The sequence below is a fragment of the Streptomyces sp. NPDC101490 genome (genome assembly GCF_044767145.1).
Taxonomy (GTDB): domain Bacteria; phylum Actinomycetota; class Actinomycetes; order Streptomycetales; family Streptomycetaceae; genus Streptomyces.
In genome coordinates this window covers 19,787-38,109 of the sequence record NZ_JBIWNI010000007.1, presented here as the reverse complement: position 1 = coordinate 38,109, position 18,323 = coordinate 19,787, and the positions used below count along the sequence as shown (strand labels likewise).

Genomic DNA, 18,323 nt, shown 5'->3' with positions numbered 1-18,323 from the left:
CCGTGCCCGTACCTTCCGGGTGCGGCCCCGCTCAGCTGCCCGTGCCGGTGCGTCCCCAGTCCGGTCCCGCCGCGGCCCACGCGCGGTCCAGGCGCGCGTACCGCAGGAGCACCAGCCTGCGGACGGCGAGACGGCGGACCGTCTCCACCATCAGCCCCGTGAGCAGCGCGGCCGTCAGCCCGGCGATGGCCGCGTGCGCGCGGGCGGCGCCCGCCCGCATCGGAGCGGCCACCGGGTGTCCGCTCCGGTCGGTCCACAGCGCGAAGGCCGCGCCGGGCGCGGAAGCGCGCCGGGCCGTCGTCACCGTGCCCGTACGGACCGAACCGTCCGGTGCGGTCCACCGGGCCACCACCGAACGCCGCAGCCGCTCCTCGCCCGCCGCGTCGGCCGTCCCGGCACCGCCCGCGGGCCGGTCGGCGGACCGCAGCACCCGGGCCGTCGTCGGCAGCCGCTGCTCGTGCTGCGCGCGGACCGCGCGCTGGAGCGAGGCGTTGGCGGAGGCTCCGGCCGCCCAGCCGGTCAGCGGCACCAGCAGACAGAGCAGGGCCGCCGCCGTGAAGGCGACCCACGCCTCCACGAGGTCCGTGGTCCGGCGCAGGGGGTTGTGCCGCCAGCGCCAGAGGCCGATGGCTGCGCGCACGTCAGCACCCCCTCGTCGTTCACCGGTCCTCCAACGAGTGTGCCCCGGGGCGGGGTTCCCCGCCCGTCGGGCCGGGGAAGTGTGACGGGCGTCCCGTGGCCGGGTCCGCCGGACCTCCGCCGGTCCTGTGCCCGCCGGGCCCGCTCGGGCCGGTCGGCACCGTCAGTCCAGGATCTTCACCTCGTCGCCGACCCGGACGGTGCCGGTGTGCTCGGGGACGAGGTTCTGGCCGAAGACGGCCCGGCCGTCCCGCCTGCGGTGCCGGGCGAGGGTCCGCAGCGGCTCCTTGCCGCGCTCGGCGGTGAGCTGGTCCGTCGTGGTGACGACACAGCGCCCGCAGGGCCGGGCGACCCGGAAGGTGACCTCCCCCACGGTGAGGCGCGTCCAGCCGTCCTCGGCCCAGGGGGCGGTCCCCTCGACCACCAGGTTCGGCCGGAAGCGGCTCATCGGCAGTGGCCCCTCGTGGGCGTGGTCGCCCCCGGCGACGAGGGAGTTGAGGGCGTCGAGCGAGCCGGTGGTGGTGACGAGGAGCGGGTAGCCGTCGGCGAAGCTGACGGTCTCGCCGGGCAGCGCGTACTCCGGGTCCACCGGGCGCCGGTGCTCGGGCGCGTCCATGTGGACCAGCCGGAACGCGCCCTCCAGGAAGGCGGACACCCAGTCGTCCGCCGCCGGACCGGCGGGCACCGCCTCCACGGGCTTGTCGAAGATCTCCATCGTCAGCGTGGCCGAGGGGTGCGGCACCTCGACCGGCAGCGACGGGTGACCGGGCGCGGACAGGACGACTCCGCCGCCCGGCAGCGGCTCCGCCGTGGCCAACGCCATCCGGGGGGTACGGCGTTGGGTCACGACCTTCCCCGCGGCGTCGACGACGGCCCAGCGGCGGTCCCCCGCCAGCCCCCAGGGCTGGACCTCGGCCGCCGCGGGGGAGAGCGCGCGCATGGCCTTCACCGGGTGGACGTGGACGGAGCGGAGCAGCGGAGTCGGCATGTCCTCATCCTGCCAGCCGCTCCGGTCCCGGCGCCGTCCGGCAGAGGGCGGGTCAGTAACCCCCGCCCTGGTAGGGGCGGTTGTACGGGTCCTCGTAGGGCGCGGGGGCCGGGACGGGCCGGGGGGCCGCCGGACGCATCGCCTCGTAGCCCGCCGGACGCATCGCGTCGTAGCCGGCGGGGCGCATGGCCTCGTAGCCGGCCGGGGCGGGCCGGGGCGGCTGCTGGTACGGGGCGCCCTGGTGACCGCGCGGGGTCATCTGCTGCTGCGGGATGTACGGGGCCGGGGCGTGCTGCAGGGGCACGGGAGCCATCTGCGGTACGGGCTGCGGGTATCCGTAGCCGTTGCCGTACGAGGGCTGCGGCGAGGGTGCGGCCGGGAGGGCGGGCAGCGCGGAGGGGAGCGCCGGCAGATAGGAACCAGGGGTGGGGAAGCTGCTGCCGGTGTCGTAGGCGGCGGGCACTCTGATCGGGGCGATCTGAGGCGTGCCCCGCTCCGCGACCAGGGAGTCGTAGATCGGGGTGTCCGGGAAGGACGGCGCGGTGTGGTAACCGCCTCCATAGGTGGAGCGGGGGGAGGTCATGGCCTTAAGTTAAACCCACGATGTGCCGGTTGGGGAGCCTGATTTGAGGGTTGTTTGCCAGGCTCCGTGGGCGGGCCGATCCCCAATCCGAGCGAACGTGACAAAAACGGGCGGCGCGCGACGGCAAGATCGTGTAAAAGCCGAGTTCGGAGGGGGTTACCGGTGGGTCCGGCCCCCCGGGCCGATCCGGCGCCCCCAGGCATGAAGAAAACATAAAGAAATGGTGCCGGGAAGGGGTGGGTGAAGCGATCATGGGCATAGTCATGAGTCAAATCCGTGCATGCGCGGGACACCGTGCACGCGCCGAATTGATCAGGCTACTCCCCGTGTCGGGAAATGTTTTCCGGTGACGCCGCTCCGGATGATCGCCGACCCCGTGCGTCCGCCGTCCGGCCACCCGGCCCGCCTCCCGCCGGACGGGCACCTGCCCCGTGTTCGAGCCCGGCAGTCACCCGGCCCGCGCTCCCGCCGGACAGCCACCTGGCCCGCCTCCCGCCGGACGGCCACCGACCGACCCGGTGCTTGCGCCGGACGGTCATCGGCCCCGCGCTCCCGCCGCGCCGCCGCCGGACCCTTCGCCTCCTGCCGGGTGGCAACCGGCCCCGTACTCCCGCCCCCTCCGTACGGTGACCGCGGCCCAGACCCCGCCCCGGCGGTTGTCGCGGCCCACCGCGCCCCCGGTCGTGACCGGCCCGAGGTTCCGCGACGGCCCCGCCCGCCAGGACCCCGGGCCGGCCCTCCCGGACCGCTCGCCCACCCGAGCCCGCCTCCCGGCTCCGGTCACCGTTCCCCCGCCGCCTCCGGCCGCGCGTACGTCCGCCCCTTCCACGCCGCGCCGACACCCCGGTGGTGCCGCACCGCCGAGTCCACCGTCATCAGCAGGTAGAGGAACGCGGTGAACGGCAGCGACGGCGCCAGCCACAGCGACTGCCGGTAGTACCGCAGCATCGGCACGTACGTCCCCGCCATCACCGCCCACGCCGCACCACCCGCCCACGCCGCCGCCCCGTCCCCGCCCGCGAGCCCCCCGGCCAGCGCCACCGGAGGCACCAGATAGACCAGGACGAGTCCCGCCACCGTCCCCAGCAGCAGCACCGGACTGTGCCGCAGCTGCGCGTACGCGCACCTCGCCACCATCCGCCACAGCTCACCGAGCCCCGGATACGGACGCACACTGTCGACCCGCTCCGCGAGCCCCAGCCAGATCCGCCCGCCCGAACGCCGTACCGCCCGTGCCAGCGAGACGTCGTCGATCACCGCCTGCCGGACCGACTCCGGCACCCCCGCGGCCACCGCCGTCTCCGTCCGCAGCAGCACACAGCCGCCCGCCGCCGCCGTCGCCCACGGCCGCCGCACCCGGTTGATCCAGCGGAACGGATACAACTGCGCGAAGAAGTAGACGAACGCGGGCACCACCAGCCGCTCCCATCCGGTCGTCACCCGCAACCGGGCCATCTGCGACACCAGATCCAGCTCGTTCGCCACCGCCGCCGACACCAGCAGCCGCAGACTGTCCGGCTCGTGCGCGATGTCCGCGTCGGTGAGCAGCAGGAACTCCGGCTCCCGCGCGCGTGCGAGCGCCATGCCGTGCCGCAGCGCCCACAGCTTCCCCGTCCAGCCCGGCTCCGGCTCGCCCGGTGACACCACCGTCAGCGGCAGCCCGCCGCACCGGGCCGCGAAGCCCGCCGCGAGCGCCCCCGTACCGTCCGTGCTCCCGTCGTCCACCAGGATCACCTCGGCGACCCCCGGATACTCCTGCGCCAGCAACGACGGCAGGCTCACCGGCAGCACCCCGGCCTCGTCCCGCGCCGGGACGATCACGACCACGCGCGGCCACCCCTCCGCCGCCACCCGCGCGCGTGCCCCGGACACCGGCGGCAGCCGCTGGTCCGTGCGCCAGAAGAACCCCTGGCCCAACAGCAGCCAGACCCACACGAGCAGCGAAGCGAGCGCGAACCAGGCGAGGGTGCTCATTCGCGGCAGTCTGCCCCAGAACGAGGGGGATGAGGAGCCCATCGGCTAGGGTGACCGGGTGAAGATCGCGCTCATGGACTCCGGAATCGGCCTCCTCCCGGCAGCGGCCGCGGTGCGGCGACTCCGGCCCGACGCCGATCTCCTCCTGTCCAACGACCCCGACGGGATGCCGTGGGGTCCGCGCACCCCCGAGGACCTCACGGGCCGCGCCCTGGCCGTCGCCCTCGCCGCCGCCGAACACGACCCGAGCGCCCTGATCGTGGCCTGCAACACCGCCACCGTCCACGCCCTGCCCGCGCTGCGGGCCGTCCTGGAACCGCACATCGCCGTCATCGGCACCGTGCCGGCGGTCAAGCCCGCGTCCGCCGACGGCGGCAAGGTCGCCATCTGGGCCACCCCCGCCACCACCGGCAGCACCTACCAGCGCGGACTCATCCGGGACTTCGCCGACGGAGCCGAGGTCACCGAGGTGCCCTGCCCCGGCCTCGCCGACGCCGTCGAGCACGCCGACCCCGAGGCCGTCGACCGTGCCGTCGCCGCCGCCGCCGCGCTCACCCCCCGGGACGTCCGTGCCGTCGTCCTCGGCTGCACCCACTACGAACTCGTCGAGGGCCGCATCCTGGCCGCCCTCGCCGCCCGCCGCCGGGACGGGCTCCCCCCGGTCGTCTTCCACGGCTCCGCGGACGCCGTCGCCGCCCAGGCGCTGCGCCGCGTCGGGATCGAGGCCGCCCCCGACGCGGCCCCCACCGGCACCCTCTCCGTCCTCCTCAGCGGGCGCCCCGGCCCCCTCCCCGCCACCGCCCTCGGATACGCGGAGGGCCGCCTCCTCGCGGCCGAGACCGCCGCCCACTGACCCACCCGAATCCCTCGCTCCGAGTGATCGGGCGGTGGCGCTCCGGCGTGCCCTCCGGGGTGGGCGTGGGTACGCTTCCGACATGAGGCACCCCGCCCGGAACCCGCGCGCCGACGAACGGAGCCCCGTCGTCTGGACCGGCCGCGCCACCAACCGCTTCCAGTGGGTCGCCGCCCTGGCGGGCGCCGCCTTCATGGCCCTGGGCGTCACCCTCGCCGTCGGATCGCCCTGGACCTCGGGCGTCGCACCCCTCCTCATGGCGGTGATCGGCTGCGTCGCCGCCGGACTCCTCGTCCTCTTCGGCACGCTCGCCTTCGTCCATGTGGCCGTGAAGGTCGACGACCGTGCGATGGAGGTCCGCTGCGGCCACATCGGCCTCCCGCGCCGCCGCATCCTGCTCTCCCACGTCGTCGGCGCCGACTTCGCGCCGAGCGTCACCCCGCGCCACTGGGGCGGCTGGGGCTACCGCTGGCGCCCCGAGAAGGGCACGGCCGTCGTCGTCCGAGGAGGCGAGGGCCTGGTCCTGCGCCTCGGCGACGGACGGACGTTCACCGTGACCGTCGACGACGCCGAATCGGCGGTCCGCGTCATCCGCGCCCACCTCGCCGACGCACACCCCCCGGCCCCCACAGGCGCCTGACGCGCCGGGCGGTACCGGGACCCGCCCCACGCCGGGACCCCGCCCCACGCCGGGTCCCGCCGACCGCTGGAGGAGCCGTACGGGTGCGAGGCCGCCCCGGCTTCCGGCCCCTGCTCACGGACGCCGGTCGTGCCTCTGCCTGGGTTCCTGCCCGTGGACGCAAGGCGCCTCCTTCTGCCAGGCCCCCGCCCGCCCGTGGACGCTGAGAATCGATGCCACCCGCGCGCCCTCTCCGTATGTCCGTATACGTGGGCCACCCACACCCGCATACGGGTTCACCCGCTTCCGCTCTCTCTGTCCGTACCCTCCGGGCGCCCCTCCTCCCGCGCCCCGGCGACGGGCCGGGCCGCCTCCGGCGGGACCCCGGCCCGGCCCGTACCCCGGACACCCCGGTCCCGGACGGTCGCCTCCGCCCGGAGCGTTCCCGGGCCCGGCCCCACCGGCCGCCGGGCCGACAGGGGCCCCCCGTAGACTCCGCAGGGTGAGCACCACGATCACCCCCGTCGACGCGTCCGGAGCCGACCCCGCGCCCACGCCGGGTTCCCGGCTGCGGCGGCTCGTACGGCCCGGGACGGCCCTGCTGTCCGGGTTCCTGCTCTATCTGAGCTTCCCGCCGCGCCCCCTGTGGTGGCTCGCGCTGCCCGCCTTCGCGCTGCTCGGCTGGACCCTGCGGGGCCGTCGGCTCCGCGCCGGTTTCGGCCTCGGCTACCTCGCCGGGCTCGGCTTCCTGCTGCCGCTCCTCGTCTGGACCGGTGAGGAGGTCGGCCCCGTCCCCTGGCTCGCCCTCGCGTGTGTCGAGGCGCTGTTCGTCGCGGGCGCCGGACTCGGCATCGCCGCCGTCTCCCGGCTCCCGTGGTGGCCGTTCTTCGCCGCCGGGGTGTGGATCCTCGCGGAGGCGGCACGCGCGCGCGTGCCCTTCGGCGGCTTCCCCTGGGGCAAGATCGCCTTCGGGCAGGCCGACGGGATCTTCCTGCCCCTCGCCGCCGTGGGCGGCACCCCCGTGCTCGGCTTCGCCGTCGCCCTCTGCGGCTTCGGCCTGTACGAGGCGTACCGGAGGATCAGCGCCCGCCGCGCCACCGGCACCCTCCCGCGCGGCCCGGTCACCGCCGCGGCGCTCTCGGTGCTGCTGCCGGTCACCGGCGCCCTCGCCGCGCTCCCGCTCGTGGACGACTCGGCCGAGGACGGCACCGCCACCGTCGCCGCCGTCCAGGGCAACGTGCCCCGCCTCGGCCTCGACTTCAACGCCCAGCGCCGCGCCGTCCTGGACAACCACGTCGCCCGCACCCATGAACTCGCCGACGACGTCAGGGCGGGCCGCGAGCCGCAGCCCGACTTCGTCCTGTGGCCCGAGAACTCCTCGGACATCGACCCGTACGCGAACGCCGACGCGTCCGAGGTGATCGACGGCGCCGTCCGTGACATCGGCGTCCCCACCGTCATCGGCGCGGTCGTCGCCCCCGAGACCGGCAAGCTCCGCAACACCCTCATCGAGTGGGACCCGGAGCGCGGCCCGGTCGCCACCTACGACAAGCGGCACGTCCAGCCCTTCGGCGAGTACATCCCGATGCGGTCCTTCGTCCGGATCTTCAACAGCGACGTCGACCGGGTCCGCCGCGACTTCGGCCCGGGAGACAAGGTCGGCGTGTTCGACCTCGCCGGTACGAAGGTCGGCCTCGCCACCTGTTACGAGGCGGCCTTCGACTGGGCCGTGCGCGACACCGTCACCCACGGCGCCCAGCTGATCACCGTGCCAAGCAACAACGCCACCTTCGGCCGCAGCGAGATGACCTACCAGCAGCTGGCGATGTCCCGGGTCCGGGCGGTCGAGCACAGCCGGTCCGTCGTCGTCCCCGTCACCAGCGGGGTCAGCGCGATCATCCGCCCCGACGGCGAGATCGTCGCCGAGACGAAGATGTTCACCCCCGACGTCCTCGTCGAGAAGGTGCCGCTGCGTTCCTCGCTGACCCCGGCGACCCGGATGGGAACCCTGCCCGAGGCGCTCCTCGTGGCGCTCGCCGCCGCCGGACTCGGCTGGTCCGTCCTCCGTTCCGTACGGGCCCGCAGGTCCGGCTCCACCTCCTGACGCGGCTTCGGCCCGGCACCGTAGATGATCTAGGGTCGGACCCATGGCCACACCGGACTTCATCCAGGCCCTGCGCGAGACCGCGGGCCATCAGCTGCTCTTCCTGCCGGGGGTGAGCGCCGTCGTCTTCGACGACCGGGGCCGGGTGCTGCTCGGCCGCCGGTCCGACGACGGACGCTGGGCGGTCGTCGGCGGCATCGTCGAACCCGGTGAGCAGCCCGCCGACTGCGTGGTCCGCGAGGTGTACGAGGAGACGGCGGTCCACTGCGAGGTCGAACGGATCGTGCTCGTCGAGACCCTGCGCAAGCCCGTCGTCTACCCCAACGGCGACCGCTGCCAGTTCATGGACGTGGCCTTCCGCTGCCGTGCGGTGGGCGGCGAGGCGCGCGTCAACGACGACGAGTCGACCGAGGTCGGATGGTTCGAACTGGACGACCTGCCGGAGATGAAACGCTTCTCCCATCTGCGGATCGAGAAGGCCCTGGCCGATGAACCCGCATGGTTCCGCACCACGGCAACCGACTGAACTATGTCTCCGGCACACATGGGTGGGGGAGGGGCCCGTTCATAGGGTGCGGAACATGAGCGCCCCCATCACCGCCACCGGCTCCGGCACCACCCCGGGCCCGGCCGCCCCGGGCCCCGGCACCCCTTCCGGCCGGACCACCCCGGGTCCCGGCATCCTCTCCGGCCGGACCGCCGCGGCCCCCGCGGACCCCGTGGCGGCCACCCCCGCCGCCGCGCCCCTGCCCCCGGCCGTCGTCCTCGACCTCACCGGCCGCACCGCGCTCGTCACCGGCGCCGCGAGCGGCATCGGACGCGCCTGCGCCCTGCGGCTCGCCGCCTGCGGCGCCCGGGTCAGAGCCGTCGACCGGGCGGCCGAGGGCCTGGAAGACCTCGCCGAGGCGTCCGCCGGACTCCCCGGGAGGCTCGAACCCCGCCTCCTCGACCTCACCGACCTGGACGCGGCCGAGGCCGCCGCGGCGGGCGCCGACATCCTCGTCAACAACGCCGGACTCCAGCTGGTCCGGCCCATCGAGGAGTTCCCCCCGGACGTCTTCCACACCGTCCTCACCGTGATGCTGGAAGCCCCCTTCCGGCTCATCCGGGGCGCCCTGCCCCACATGTACGCGCGCGGGTGGGGCCGCATCGTCAACCTGTCCTCCGTCCACGGACTGCGCGCCTCCGCCTTCAAGTCCGCGTACGTGTCCGCCAAGCACGGCCTCGAGGGCCTCTCCAAGACCGCCGCCCTGGAGGGCGCCCCGCACGGGGTCACGTCCAACTGCGTCAGCCCCGGCTACGTCCGCACCCCGCTCGTCGAACGGCAGATCGCCGACCAGGCCGCCGCCCACGGCATCCCCCCGGAGCGGGTCCTGTCCGAAATCCTCCTGAAGGACTCCGCGCTCAAGCGGCTCGTCGAACCCGAGGAGGTCGCCGAGGCCGTGCTCTACCTCTGCACCCCCCAGGCCTCGTTCATCACCGGCACCTCCCTCACCCTCGACGGCGGCTGGACCGCCCACTGAGCGACGGCCCGCACCCCGAGCGGGCCCACCCCGGGAAGGTTGTCCACAGGGGTGGTGCGACCACACCTACGGCAGGTATCCCTGTGTCCATGTCCCACGAACACGTCTCCTACCTCGAACTCCTCGCCCGGGGAGCCGCCACGGAGGCCTACGACCGGCCCGTGCTGCTCGCCCGCGCGGGCGGCGCGGGCCCCGAGGCGCTGGCCGGACTCGAAGAGGCCAAACAGCTCGCCCTGCGCGTCCGGGCCGAACTGGAGGGACGGCGGCGCCGCGAGGCGGAACTCTCCGCCCTCTTCGCCACCGCCCACGACCTCGCGGGACTCCGCGACCTCGACGCGGTCCTCCGCGCCATCGTCCAGCGCGCCCGCGCCCTCCTCGGCACCGAAGTCGCCTACCTCAGCCTCAACGACCCGGCGGCGGGGGACACCTACATGAGGGTCACCGAGGGCTCGGTCTCCGCCCGGTTCCAGCAGCTCAGACTGGGCATGGGCGAAGGGCTCGGCGGGCTCGTCGCCCAGACCGCCCGCCCGTACGTCACCGACGACTACTTCGACGACGCGCGCTTCCAGCACACCCGGACCATCGACACGGCCGTACGGGACGAGGGCCTCGTCGCCATCCTCGGCGTGCCCCTCAGCCTTGGCAGCCAGGTCATCGGCGTCCTGTTCGCCGCCGACCGCAGGGCCAGGGTCTTCGGACGCGAGCAGGTCGCCCTGCTCGGCTCCTTCGCCGCGCACGCCGCCGTCGCCATCGACACGGCCAACCTGCTCGCCGAGACCCGCTCGGCCCTCGCCGAACTGGAACGCGCCAACGACATCATCCGTGAGCACAGCGGAGTCATCGAGCGGGCCTCCGAGGTCCACGACCGGCTCTCCGAACTGGTCCTGCACGGCGGCGGCGTCCAGGACGTCGCCGACGCCGTATCCGAAGTCCTCGGCGGCACCGTCGAGTTCACCGAGGAGGGTGCGGGCGCCGCCCGGCGCGCGGGCGGCCACGCGGTCCGCGACGGCGACGACTGGGTCGCCGCCGTCTCCGCGGGCGGCGAGACCCTGGGCGCCCTCGTCCTGCACGGACGGCCCGACCTCGACCCCGTCGACCAGCGCACCCTGGAACGGGCCGCCCTGGTCACCTCGCTCCTGCTGCTCGCCCGCCGCTCGGCGGGCGAGGCCGAGCAGCGGGTCCGCGGCGAACTCCTCGACGACCTCCTCGACGCGCCCGACCGCGACCGCAGCCTGCTCCGCGAGCGCGCCGCCCGGCTCCGCGCCGACAGCGAGGCCCCGCACGTGGTGCTCGCCGCCCGGATCGACCGGGTGCCCGACGGCCCGGCCGGCCCCGACGCGGGCGGACGGGAGAGCGCCGACCGGCAGCGCCTGTGGGCCGCGGCCACCCATCTGGCCGCCACCCGCCACGGACTGGCCTCGGCACGCGACGGCGGCACCGTCCTGCTGCTGCCCCTGGGGCCCGGGGAGAGCGCCGCCGACCTCGCCCGGGGGACCGCCCGCGGCCTCGGCGGCACCCTGCGCGAGCCGGTCACCGTCGGCGCCTCCGCCGCCGTACGCGCCCCGCTCGACCACCCGGACCTGGTCGGCCTCGCGTACGAGGAGGCCCGCCGCTGCCTCGACGCGCTCCGCCTCCTGCACCGCTCGGGTCAGGGCGCCGCCGCCGAGGACCTCGGCTTCCTCGGCCTCCTGCTCGCCGACGGCCGGGACATCGACGGCTTCGTGGACCGTACGGTCGGCCAGGTCGTCGCCTACGACCGGCGGCGCGGCACCGACCTGGTCCGTACCCTCGACGCGTACTTCGCCAGCGGCATGAGCCCCGCCCGCACCAAGGACGCGCTCCACGTCCACGTCAACACGGTGGCCCAGCGCCTGGAACGGGTGGGCCGGCTCCTCGGCCCCGACTGGCAGTCCCCGGCCCGTGCCCTGGAGATCCAGCTGGCACTGCGCCTGCACGCGCTCTCCGACGCGGTCACCGGACGCTGACCCGGGACGGCCCGCGCCCCGCTCGACAGGGAGCGGGGCACGGGCCGATCCGTACGGTACGGGTCAGGCGTCGGCGCGGACCCGGGCGTCGGACGCGGTCCGCTCCTCGATCTCCCCGAGGTCGCGGTCGCGGGTCTCCCGGGCGCACACGACGGCGACGACCGTGATCAGCGCGGCGGCCATCACGTACAGGGAGATCGGGGTCGAGGTGCCGTGATCGGCGAGCAGCGCCGTCGCGACGAGCGGGGCGGGCGCCCCGGCGGCCACCGAGGAGAACTGGGCACCGATCGACGCTCCCGAGTAGCGCATCCGGGTCGCGAACATCTCGGAGAAGAAGGCGGCCTGCGGCGCGTACATGGCGCCGTGCAGGACCAGGCCGACGGTCACCGCGAGCAGCAGGCTGCCGAAGGTGCCCCGGTCGATCAGCGAGAAGAAGGGGAACATCCAGGCACCGACGCCGACCGCGCCGATCAGGTACACCGGGCGGCGGCCCAGCCGGTCGGAGAGCGCGCCCCAGAGCGGGATCACGGCGAAGTGCACGGCGGAGCCGATGAGGACGGTGTTCAGCGCGGTCTGCTTGGAGAGTCCGACCTGGGTGGTCGCGTACACGAGGATGAACGCGGTGATCACGTAGTACGAGATGTTCTCGGCCATCCGGGCGCCCATGGCGATCAGCACATCGCGCCAGTGGTGCTTGAGCACGGCCACCAGCGGCATCTTCTCGGTGGCGGCCCCGGGCTCGGACGTGCGCCGCTCGGCGGCGGCGAGGGCCGCCTTGAAGACGGGTGACTCGTCCACGGACAGCCGGATCCAGAGCCCGACGATCACCAGCACACCGGAGAGGAGGAAGGGGACGCGCCAGCCCCAGGAGGCGAAGGCGGCGTCGGAGAGCAGCGCGGTCAGCGCCGACAGCACACCCGTCGCGAGCAACTGCCCGGCGGGCGCCCCGGTCTGCGGCCAGGAGGCCCAGAACCCGCGCCGCTTGGCGTCCCCGTGCTCGGACACGAGGAGGACGGCCCCGCCCCACTCGCCGCCGAGCGCGAAGCCCTGCACGAGCCGCAGCACCGTCAGGAGCACCGGGGCGGCGGACCCGATGGTGGCGTGGGTCGGCAGCAGCCCGATCGCGAACGTCGCCCCGCCCATCAGCAGCAGGCTGAGCACCAGCAGCTTCTTCCGCCCGAGCCGGTCCCCGTAGTGCCCGAACACCAACGCGCCGAGCGGCCGCGCGGCGAACCCGACCGCGTACGTCAGGAAGGACAGCAGGGTCCCGACCAGCGGATCGGACTCGGGAAAGAACAGCCTGTTGAACACGAGCGCGGCGGCGGACCCGTAGAGGAAGAAGTCGTACCACTCGATCGTGGTGCCGATGAGGGACGCGGCGACGATGCGCTTGAGGGAACCGGGTGGCGTCGGGGAGGGAGTTGCGGCGGCCATGTGCACCACTTCCAGGCGGGTACGGGGACGTATCGGTGTCGCCACACCGTAGGAAGCCGCAGGTCAGGGTCGTATGTGGTGGGACACCATAGTTCGGGCGTGCCGTGTGCGCCCGGCCTCCATGGCCTGCTGCGGTGGCCCTGACGAAGGCCTTCACGTGGCCTGGTGAGGGGCTGCCCAGGTTGCGCCGATGAGGCACCTTTCGGTGGTGCGGTGCTGACTTCCGTGCTGGTTCGGTGCCGACTGAAGTCCCATGCCGGCACCCCTGTTGACCCCTCCTGTGCTGACTTGGCGCCGACTAAGCGGAGTTGAACTCCGGCATCTGCGACAGACCGGTGCCGCTGGATGCGCCAACGTCGGCCGCAGGCTGCGATCCCGCATGCGTGGTGCTGCTCGCCCTGTGGGTCATGCCCTTTGGAGGTCCCGAATGGACTTCGGACTCGTCCTGCAGACCGATCCGCCCGCCTCGCAGGTGGTGGGGCTGATGCGCCGGGCGGAGCGCAACGGCTTCCGGTACGGCTGGACCTTCGACTCCGCCGTGCTCTGGCAGGAGCCCTCCGTCATCTACAGCCGGAAGCCGGATCCTGGAGCACACGACGAAGCTCCGGGTGGGCCCGATGGTGACCAACCCGGGCACCCGTACATGGGAGGTGACCGCCTCCACCTTCGCCACGCTCAGCTTGGCATTCAACCTCTGGCGTCAGCCGTTGAACTGCACTGGATACCCCGTTGAGTTCCGCCCCTCCGAGCTCGTGTCAGCCATCCTGTGCCTCCTGCTCGGCGGCTTCGGCCCTTGAGAGGCGCCATCGCATGGTCTTCGCCTCGTTACGGGCCCTCTCCCGAAGCTCCGGCGTCGGGTCGCAGCGATCTGCGGCAGCCTCGGAGGCTTCGGTCCAGGCGCGCAGGACTTCGATGGGGCGTTGATGCCCGCAGTCGACCTCGTTGCCCGAGTGGTCGTAGACGGTCGCCTCGTAGCCGGTGTTCACCCACACGCTGGCGCCCTGGTCGTGGAAGACCACTTCGAACGGTTCTTCGTCAGGGTCGGTGTCCTTGGGGGTGTCCGTGACGATCGTGAACTTCTCCCCGGGATTCATCCAGTAGTCCTCGCCCCATGGTTCAACCCAGATCCCAAGGGCCTTCTTGGTGTCGTTGTTGAGTCTGATCTTCGGCATAACGGCAGGGTAGGCGGCCTTGTCCCGGCCACGTACGCAGGTTCCTCAACCCTCGGCGGACTCGGGCGGGGGTGAGCCCTGTTCGGTTCCGCGGGCCGTTCCCAGGGACGTCGAAGGTCGCGAGCGAGTGGGCGCGCGAGGCGGAGCTGAGCATGTGCCGCCAGGACCATCCATGTCCAGCGGTCTGCCGCCGTCGAATCCCGCAGCTTGGGCCTGGTCCAGCTGAGAGTCTGCTTGAGCAGCCGAAAGGTGTGCTCCGCATTGTAGCGGCGGAGGAACGCCTGCCAGCAGCGGTCCACGTCGGCGGGGCTGGCGCTGGTGCCTGACCACCACAACCGGACGGGCCTGTTCACTCCGCCACTGGGCAGCCTTTCGACTGCCGGACGGATCATGGTGCCCTCGATGATCGGCAACAGTCCCTCGTGGTCGAGCCAGGCTGCCCGGCGGGTCAACCGGGGGTGCGGCCGGTCCCATGCCTGTGCGTTCGCGGTCCCGCACCGCCGGTGTCGGTGACGGTCGACGCGGCGACTTCGCCCCAGGCATCGGGTCGGCCGCAGACGAACTCGCCGCCGTGCTTAGGCGGGCGGCCGCCCTGAGGCGGGCAGATCCACGGCACCGGAACGGGCTTGCGCATGACCCGGTCCGCACGCAGCCTGCCCAGAACCTCCACCGGCAGGTCGCTCAGGAGGTGAGCGATGCGGGGCGCGTCGTAGCCCGCGTCAGCACAAGCAAGACCTCTGGGTCACCATCCCGCCACTGGCCGGCCTCCACGATACGACTCACCGGAACTCCACCACCACCGTCAACGCGTCGCGTTGAACCTCGTGCTCGACCAGTCCCACGATCCCGGCCTCCGTACTGCGCTGTTGCTCAGCACAGGACCGACCCGCGACGCCTCACACCGCTGATGAACTGGGAAAAACCGAACAAGTTCGGCACTCGTTCGATGGCGGACCATGAAAACAGGCTCAGTGCCTGTCTGGATTCCCGGGTCGTTGACGGCTGGCCCCCGCCCCTGCGCCCGGGCCGGTTGGTACGGCGGCCCGGGCGTCGGCTTTGCCGTGGCGCGGACCCGGCGTGGGCTGGGGAAGCGGGCAGGGCGCGTCGGCCGGGAGGCATGGGTGTCGGCGCGGGTGTGGTTGGCCAGTCTTCGTTGACCGTCATCAATGTCGGACATTCTTTCGGGTCCGTCTTGTGGGGTGGACCGGGCATTTCGATACTGGCGATCGGTCGTCATGACGCACGCACCGGCCGCGTGTCGGTGCCGGTTCATAGGGGGATGCGGAGCTGGCGTCGGAATCGGTGCCGGACGGCCGGGTCAAGCTGACCGGGGTCATCGGTACTTTCGTCGTGGTGCCGACGCCGGATGAGGGGTATGTCCCGCCAGGGGGCTGGAACCCGCCCACTCCGGTGAACGGCCTGCGGTGGTGGACGGTGAACTCCATCAACCTCTACAAGGGCAACTGGGCCTTCACCGCCACCAACACCAACCCTGACAACCCCTCGGTGTCGTCGGTCTACTTCTCCACGGGGTACGACGGGAACTCCATGCACACCAACCCCCAGGACTACCGGGACACCTACGGATGGACCGCCCTGAACGGGTACACAGCGTTCGACAGGGGCATCGACACATGCACCTTGTCCCCCGACGGTAAAGGCTGGTGGCTGTTCAGCGGCGAGTACTGCGCGCGGACGAACGCCTACGGCGACCAGGTCACCTCGCAGCCGTCGCCGCTGAGGTATGTCTGGAAGGGACTCGACCGGATCGCCAGAGGCGAATTCGGCGAGGACGAGAGGCAGCAGTGGGCTTCGGGCATCTCCTGCGTCACGGCCTTCGGCGATGACTACCTGCTGATCTCGGGAACCCGGGTCGCCCTGCTCAGCGGAGGCCCGGCCGGGGACTTCGTGTGGTACATGCCCCGTCCCATGGGGATGACGGAGGTATGGCCCCCGCTCGAGGCCCTGCCCAGTGCCGGGATCATGGACGGCCTGGGGCCGAAAGCCGTGTGGTGGGGCACCGGCAAGAGCGGCGACACTCTGCTGTTCCTGGTCTTCCACTCCATGCTCTTCATGCACTCCTCCAGCTTCGCCGAGGGTAGCGGCTTCGGCTTCAGCTACCTCGGCTGCCCGTCCCGTCTGTCGAACGGGTACTACGGCTGGAACGCCATGTTCAACTACCTGAACAGCCCCTGGCCCTACTCCAGCTGCTGACCAGAACCACCCGCTCCCGCCCGGCGGCCCTCTGCGGATCCGGGCGGGGGAGACGCCTTCTTGCGGCTCCCCCGTGCCAGCGGGGGCGGGCTCGGCAGGGCCAGAATTACTGTGGACCGGGCTAGGTCAGGTCTTCTTCGCCCAGGTGGTCGGGGCTCTCCCCTGGGTGAGCCTGCAGGTCATCGGAGTGATGAGTGACCAGGTCAAGTGTGTCTCGGAGTGCTGCGGCAGCCGCTCATAATCCCGGACGTTCCGCCGGGAATTCATGATCCAGCCCAGCGTGCGTTCGACTTTCCAGCGACGGGGCAGAACCACGAAGCCCTTGGCTCCGCGAGGCCGCGCGACCGTTCTGAGGGTCATTCTCAGGAAGTCGTCGGACCAGTTGGTGAGCTGGCCGACGTAGGCGGAGTCGGCCCAGACCTGGGTGATCTGGAGCTGCATGACGCGCAGGCGCCAAGGTAGGCGACCTCGCAGCCCGCGTCGTGGGCGACGGTCAGCGGCAGGGCCTCGATCGATGCGGGCTGGTCCACGATCACCAGCACGGTGCCGAGCTTGGCCTTGAGCTTGTCGAAGACGGCCCACAGCTGCGGTTCGCTGTTGGGCATCGGCTTGTCGAAGACCAGGTCATCCGTTCGACAGAGGGGGCACAGTCATGCCGGGCCCGGAGGCCAGCGGCCCCATTGCAGGACCGCGAAAAACATCACGGGGGGTGTGGTCGGGCTCGGGCCGCAGGACACCCTGTGAAGGACGGCGACCGCGGCATCCCGTACGCGTGGGTACCCGCGGGGACACGGTGTGTGCGGGGTGGGTCCTGTGTGCGGGTGGGCCGGGTGAGGGAGCGGGCGGGATGTCGGTCACGGCCGTGGAAGGCCGGGCGTGGGTGAATTCGGGTCATGAGCGCTTTCTCCCGTGTGACTGCGAGTCGACTGGCCAGAGCCGTGGACACAACTCTCCGCCGAGGCACGGTCCACGTCCTCGCCTATGTGCGCAGCGCGCCGGGCACCTACGTCTGGCTGGGACTGCTCCTCGTCACCACGGTCCTGATGCACCGTATGTCGCCGGAGTTCGAGGAGGAGTTCCTGCGCCAGCGCTCGACCAACCTCCACGAACTGTCGGCGGACCCCGTCCGTGTACTGGTCTCCAGCGCCTTCTGGATCGACGGCGGGAGCTGGCTGCCGTACGCGGTTCTCTACACCGTCTTCCACGCCCAGGCCGAACGCTGGCTCGGGACGCTCCGCTGGCTGGCGGTCGCCGCCGCCGCGCACGTCCTCGCCACCTTCATCAGCGAGGGCGCCCTCCTATGGGGCATCCGACACGGTCTCGCCCCACAGTCATCCGTCAACACCCTCGACGTGGGGGTCAGTTACGCACTCGCTGGTGTCGTGGCCGTGCTCACCTACCGGATTGCCGCACCCTGGCGGTACGTCTATCTCGCGGGTGTCCTCGTCGTCTACGGTGCTCCGCTCGTCACCGGCCGCACCTTCACCGACCTCGGGCACTTCACCTCCGTCCTCATCGGTCTGGCCTGCTACCCGCTCACCCGCCACCTGGGCCCGGCGTGGAACCCGGCGGACGCCCTCAGGCGGGCACGGGCACGGGCACGCCGCTGACCGCGCGACGCGGGCGTGCCCCGGCCGGGTGGCCGGGGCTACTCCTTCTCCACCTGCTGTGAGGAACGAAGCACTGGTCAACCTCACCATGACCGAACTCATGGCACGCCGCCTCACCGGCGACAACATCACCTCCTGGCGCGCCCCGAAAAGGCCTGCCAAGCACCCCATCCCGGGATGAGACATCAGACGACAACGACCTATCAGATCGAGCAGCCTCAGAGCTGCGGCATGCCCACCATCGTGGTGCACTTGCATGCATTTCGCACGGCGTTAGGGTCATGGCGTGACTCTTCTGGAGACTCAACACGTCGATGCACACGTCGATTTCAGCGGTCTTGGCCTGCAAGACGCCGACGACACATGGCTCTCCATGTTCCCCGATGGATTCACCCAGGGTCCCTTCCTCTCGGAGCAGCCAGGGTGTATCGATCTGACCAGCGCAGGGCACACTCAGACGGTCTCCGTGGACGCGGAGATCTGGGACGGTCCGCCGACGCACCTCGGTGTGGAGCAGTACGTGGCCCAGTTCTGGGCCGAGTGAATCGGGGCGGAGCCGGTAACCGCGGCTCCGCCCCCCGCTGGACGGTGTCTTCACATGATTACCGCTGGTGGATGATGGTGG

Annotated in this window: 17 protein-coding genes and 3 pseudogenes; 11 read left to right on the top strand and 9 right to left on the bottom strand. The window is 72.4% G+C overall.

The annotated features are described in order from the left end of the window. Positions 1 to 31: 31 nt before the first annotated feature. From ACIRQY_RS16475 to ACIRQY_RS16460, 4 genes are all read right to left on the bottom strand, one after another. The gene (locus ACIRQY_RS16475; RefSeq protein ID WP_351783972.1) at positions 32 to 640 is read right to left on the bottom strand and encodes a hypothetical protein; all 609 of its coding nucleotides are present in this window, start codon (positions 638 to 640) and stop codon (positions 32 to 34) included. Positions 641 to 802: 162 nt separating this feature from the next. Next, positions 803 to 1,627 carry an MOSC domain-containing protein gene (locus ACIRQY_RS16470; RefSeq protein WP_403926005.1) on the bottom strand — a complete coding sequence of 275 codons (825 nt, stop codon included), beginning with the start codon at positions 1,625 to 1,627 and terminating at the stop codon, positions 803 to 805. Positions 1,628 to 1,679: 52 nt separating this feature from the next. After that, on the bottom strand, positions 1,680 to 2,210 hold the full coding sequence (locus ACIRQY_RS16465) for a DUF6643 family protein (RefSeq protein WP_403926002.1): 531 nt from the start codon (positions 2,208 to 2,210) through the stop codon (positions 1,680 to 1,682). A gap of 780 nt (positions 2,211 to 2,990) precedes the next feature. Further along, positions 2,991 to 4,184 (bottom strand): glycosyltransferase, encoded by a 1,194-nt coding sequence (locus ACIRQY_RS16460; protein ID WP_403925999.1) that lies wholly within the window; start codon positions 4,182 to 4,184, stop codon positions 2,991 to 2,993. Between the two features lie 58 nt (positions 4,185 to 4,242). Here ACIRQY_RS16460 and ACIRQY_RS16455 point away from each other — a divergent pair, with 58 nt between their 5' ends. The 6 genes from ACIRQY_RS16455 (at position 4,243) to ACIRQY_RS16430 (ending at position 11,268) form a co-directional block, all read left to right on the top strand. Next, a complete protein-coding gene (locus ACIRQY_RS16455) occupies positions 4,243 to 5,037 on the top strand; it encodes a glutamate racemase (RefSeq protein WP_403925996.1) in 795 nt (264 codons plus the stop codon). An 82-nt stretch (positions 5,038 to 5,119) separates the two neighbouring features. Further along, complete coding sequence (locus ACIRQY_RS16450; RefSeq protein WP_351783982.1) at positions 5,120 to 5,677, top strand: hypothetical protein; 558 nt, start codon at positions 5,120 to 5,122, stop codon at positions 5,675 to 5,677. Positions 5,678 to 6,158: 481 nt separating this feature from the next. Continuing rightward, the gene (lnt, locus tag ACIRQY_RS16445; RefSeq protein WP_403925993.1) at positions 6,159 to 7,760 is read left to right on the top strand and encodes an apolipoprotein N-acyltransferase; all 1,602 of its coding nucleotides are present in this window, start codon (positions 6,159 to 6,161) and stop codon (positions 7,758 to 7,760) included. 43 nt (positions 7,761 to 7,803) lie between these two features. Further along, a complete protein-coding gene (locus tag ACIRQY_RS16440; protein WP_351783986.1) occupies positions 7,804 to 8,286 on the top strand; it encodes an NUDIX domain-containing protein in 483 nt (160 codons plus the stop codon). Positions 8,287 to 8,341: 55 nt separating this feature from the next. Then, positions 8,342 to 9,283 carry a 3-hydroxybutyrate dehydrogenase gene (locus ACIRQY_RS16435; protein ID WP_403925989.1) on the top strand — a complete coding sequence of 314 codons (942 nt, stop codon included), beginning with the start codon at positions 8,342 to 8,344 and terminating at the stop codon, positions 9,281 to 9,283. 89 nt (positions 9,284 to 9,372) lie between these two features. Beyond that, positions 9,373 to 11,268, top strand: coding sequence for a GAF domain-containing protein (locus ACIRQY_RS16430; protein ID WP_351783990.1), 1,896 nt, complete (start codon positions 9,373 to 9,375; stop codon positions 11,266 to 11,268). A 63-nt stretch (positions 11,269 to 11,331) separates the two neighbouring features. On the opposite strand, the gene ACIRQY_RS16425 is transcribed toward ACIRQY_RS16430, so the two are convergent. After that, the gene (locus tag ACIRQY_RS16425) at positions 11,332 to 12,702 is read right to left on the bottom strand and encodes an MFS transporter (RefSeq protein ID WP_403925985.1); all 1,371 of its coding nucleotides are present in this window, start codon (positions 12,700 to 12,702) and stop codon (positions 11,332 to 11,334) included. A gap of 427 nt (positions 12,703 to 13,129) precedes the next feature. Here ACIRQY_RS16425 and ACIRQY_RS16420 point away from each other — a divergent pair. After that, positions 13,130 to 13,382 (top strand): annotated as a pseudogene (locus tag ACIRQY_RS16420) (LLM class flavin-dependent oxidoreductase); the annotation flags it as partial. A 75-nt stretch (positions 13,383 to 13,457) separates the two neighbouring features. On the opposite strand, the gene ACIRQY_RS16415 reads toward ACIRQY_RS16420, so the two are convergent. Next, a complete protein-coding gene (locus ACIRQY_RS16415) occupies positions 13,458 to 13,874 on the bottom strand; it encodes a hypothetical protein (protein ID WP_403925982.1) in 417 nt (138 codons plus the stop codon). 7 nt (positions 13,875 to 13,881) lie between these two features. After that, positions 13,882 to 14,657, bottom strand: a pseudogene (locus tag ACIRQY_RS16410) (transposase); the annotation flags it as partial. A 570-nt stretch (positions 14,658 to 15,227) separates the two neighbouring features. Between ACIRQY_RS16410 and ACIRQY_RS16405 the strand changes: the two are divergent. Next, on the top strand, positions 15,228 to 16,088 hold the full coding sequence (locus ACIRQY_RS16405) for a hypothetical protein (protein WP_403925979.1): 861 nt from the start codon (positions 15,228 to 15,230) through the stop codon (positions 16,086 to 16,088). 126 nt (positions 16,089 to 16,214) lie between these two features. On the opposite strand, the gene ACIRQY_RS16400 is transcribed toward ACIRQY_RS16405, so the two are convergent. Next, positions 16,215 to 16,529 (bottom strand): hypothetical protein, encoded by a 315-nt coding sequence (locus tag ACIRQY_RS16400; RefSeq protein WP_403925976.1) that lies wholly within the window; start codon positions 16,527 to 16,529, stop codon positions 16,215 to 16,217. Positions 16,530 to 16,531: 2 nt separating this feature from the next. Continuing rightward, positions 16,532 to 16,708 (bottom strand): annotated as a pseudogene (locus ACIRQY_RS16395) (transposase); the annotation flags it as partial. A 273-nt stretch (positions 16,709 to 16,981) separates the two neighbouring features. Here ACIRQY_RS16395 and ACIRQY_RS16390 point away from each other — a divergent pair. The 3 genes from ACIRQY_RS16390 to ACIRQY_RS16380 all read left to right on the top strand — a co-directional run bounded on the left by ACIRQY_RS16390 (position 16,982) and on the right by ACIRQY_RS16380 (position 18,242). Further along, a complete protein-coding gene (locus tag ACIRQY_RS16390; RefSeq protein ID WP_403925973.1) occupies positions 16,982 to 17,698 on the top strand; it encodes a rhomboid-like protein in 717 nt (238 codons plus the stop codon). Positions 17,699 to 17,756: 58 nt separating this feature from the next. Beyond that, positions 17,757 to 17,879 carry a hypothetical protein gene (locus ACIRQY_RS16385; protein ID WP_403925970.1) on the top strand — a complete coding sequence of 41 codons (123 nt, stop codon included), beginning with the start codon at positions 17,757 to 17,759 and terminating at the stop codon, positions 17,877 to 17,879. 105 nt (positions 17,880 to 17,984) lie between these two features. After that, the gene (locus tag ACIRQY_RS16380; protein ID WP_403925968.1) at positions 17,985 to 18,242 is read left to right on the top strand and encodes a hypothetical protein; all 258 of its coding nucleotides are present in this window, start codon (positions 17,985 to 17,987) and stop codon (positions 18,240 to 18,242) included. Positions 18,243 to 18,323 lie beyond the last annotated feature (81 nt).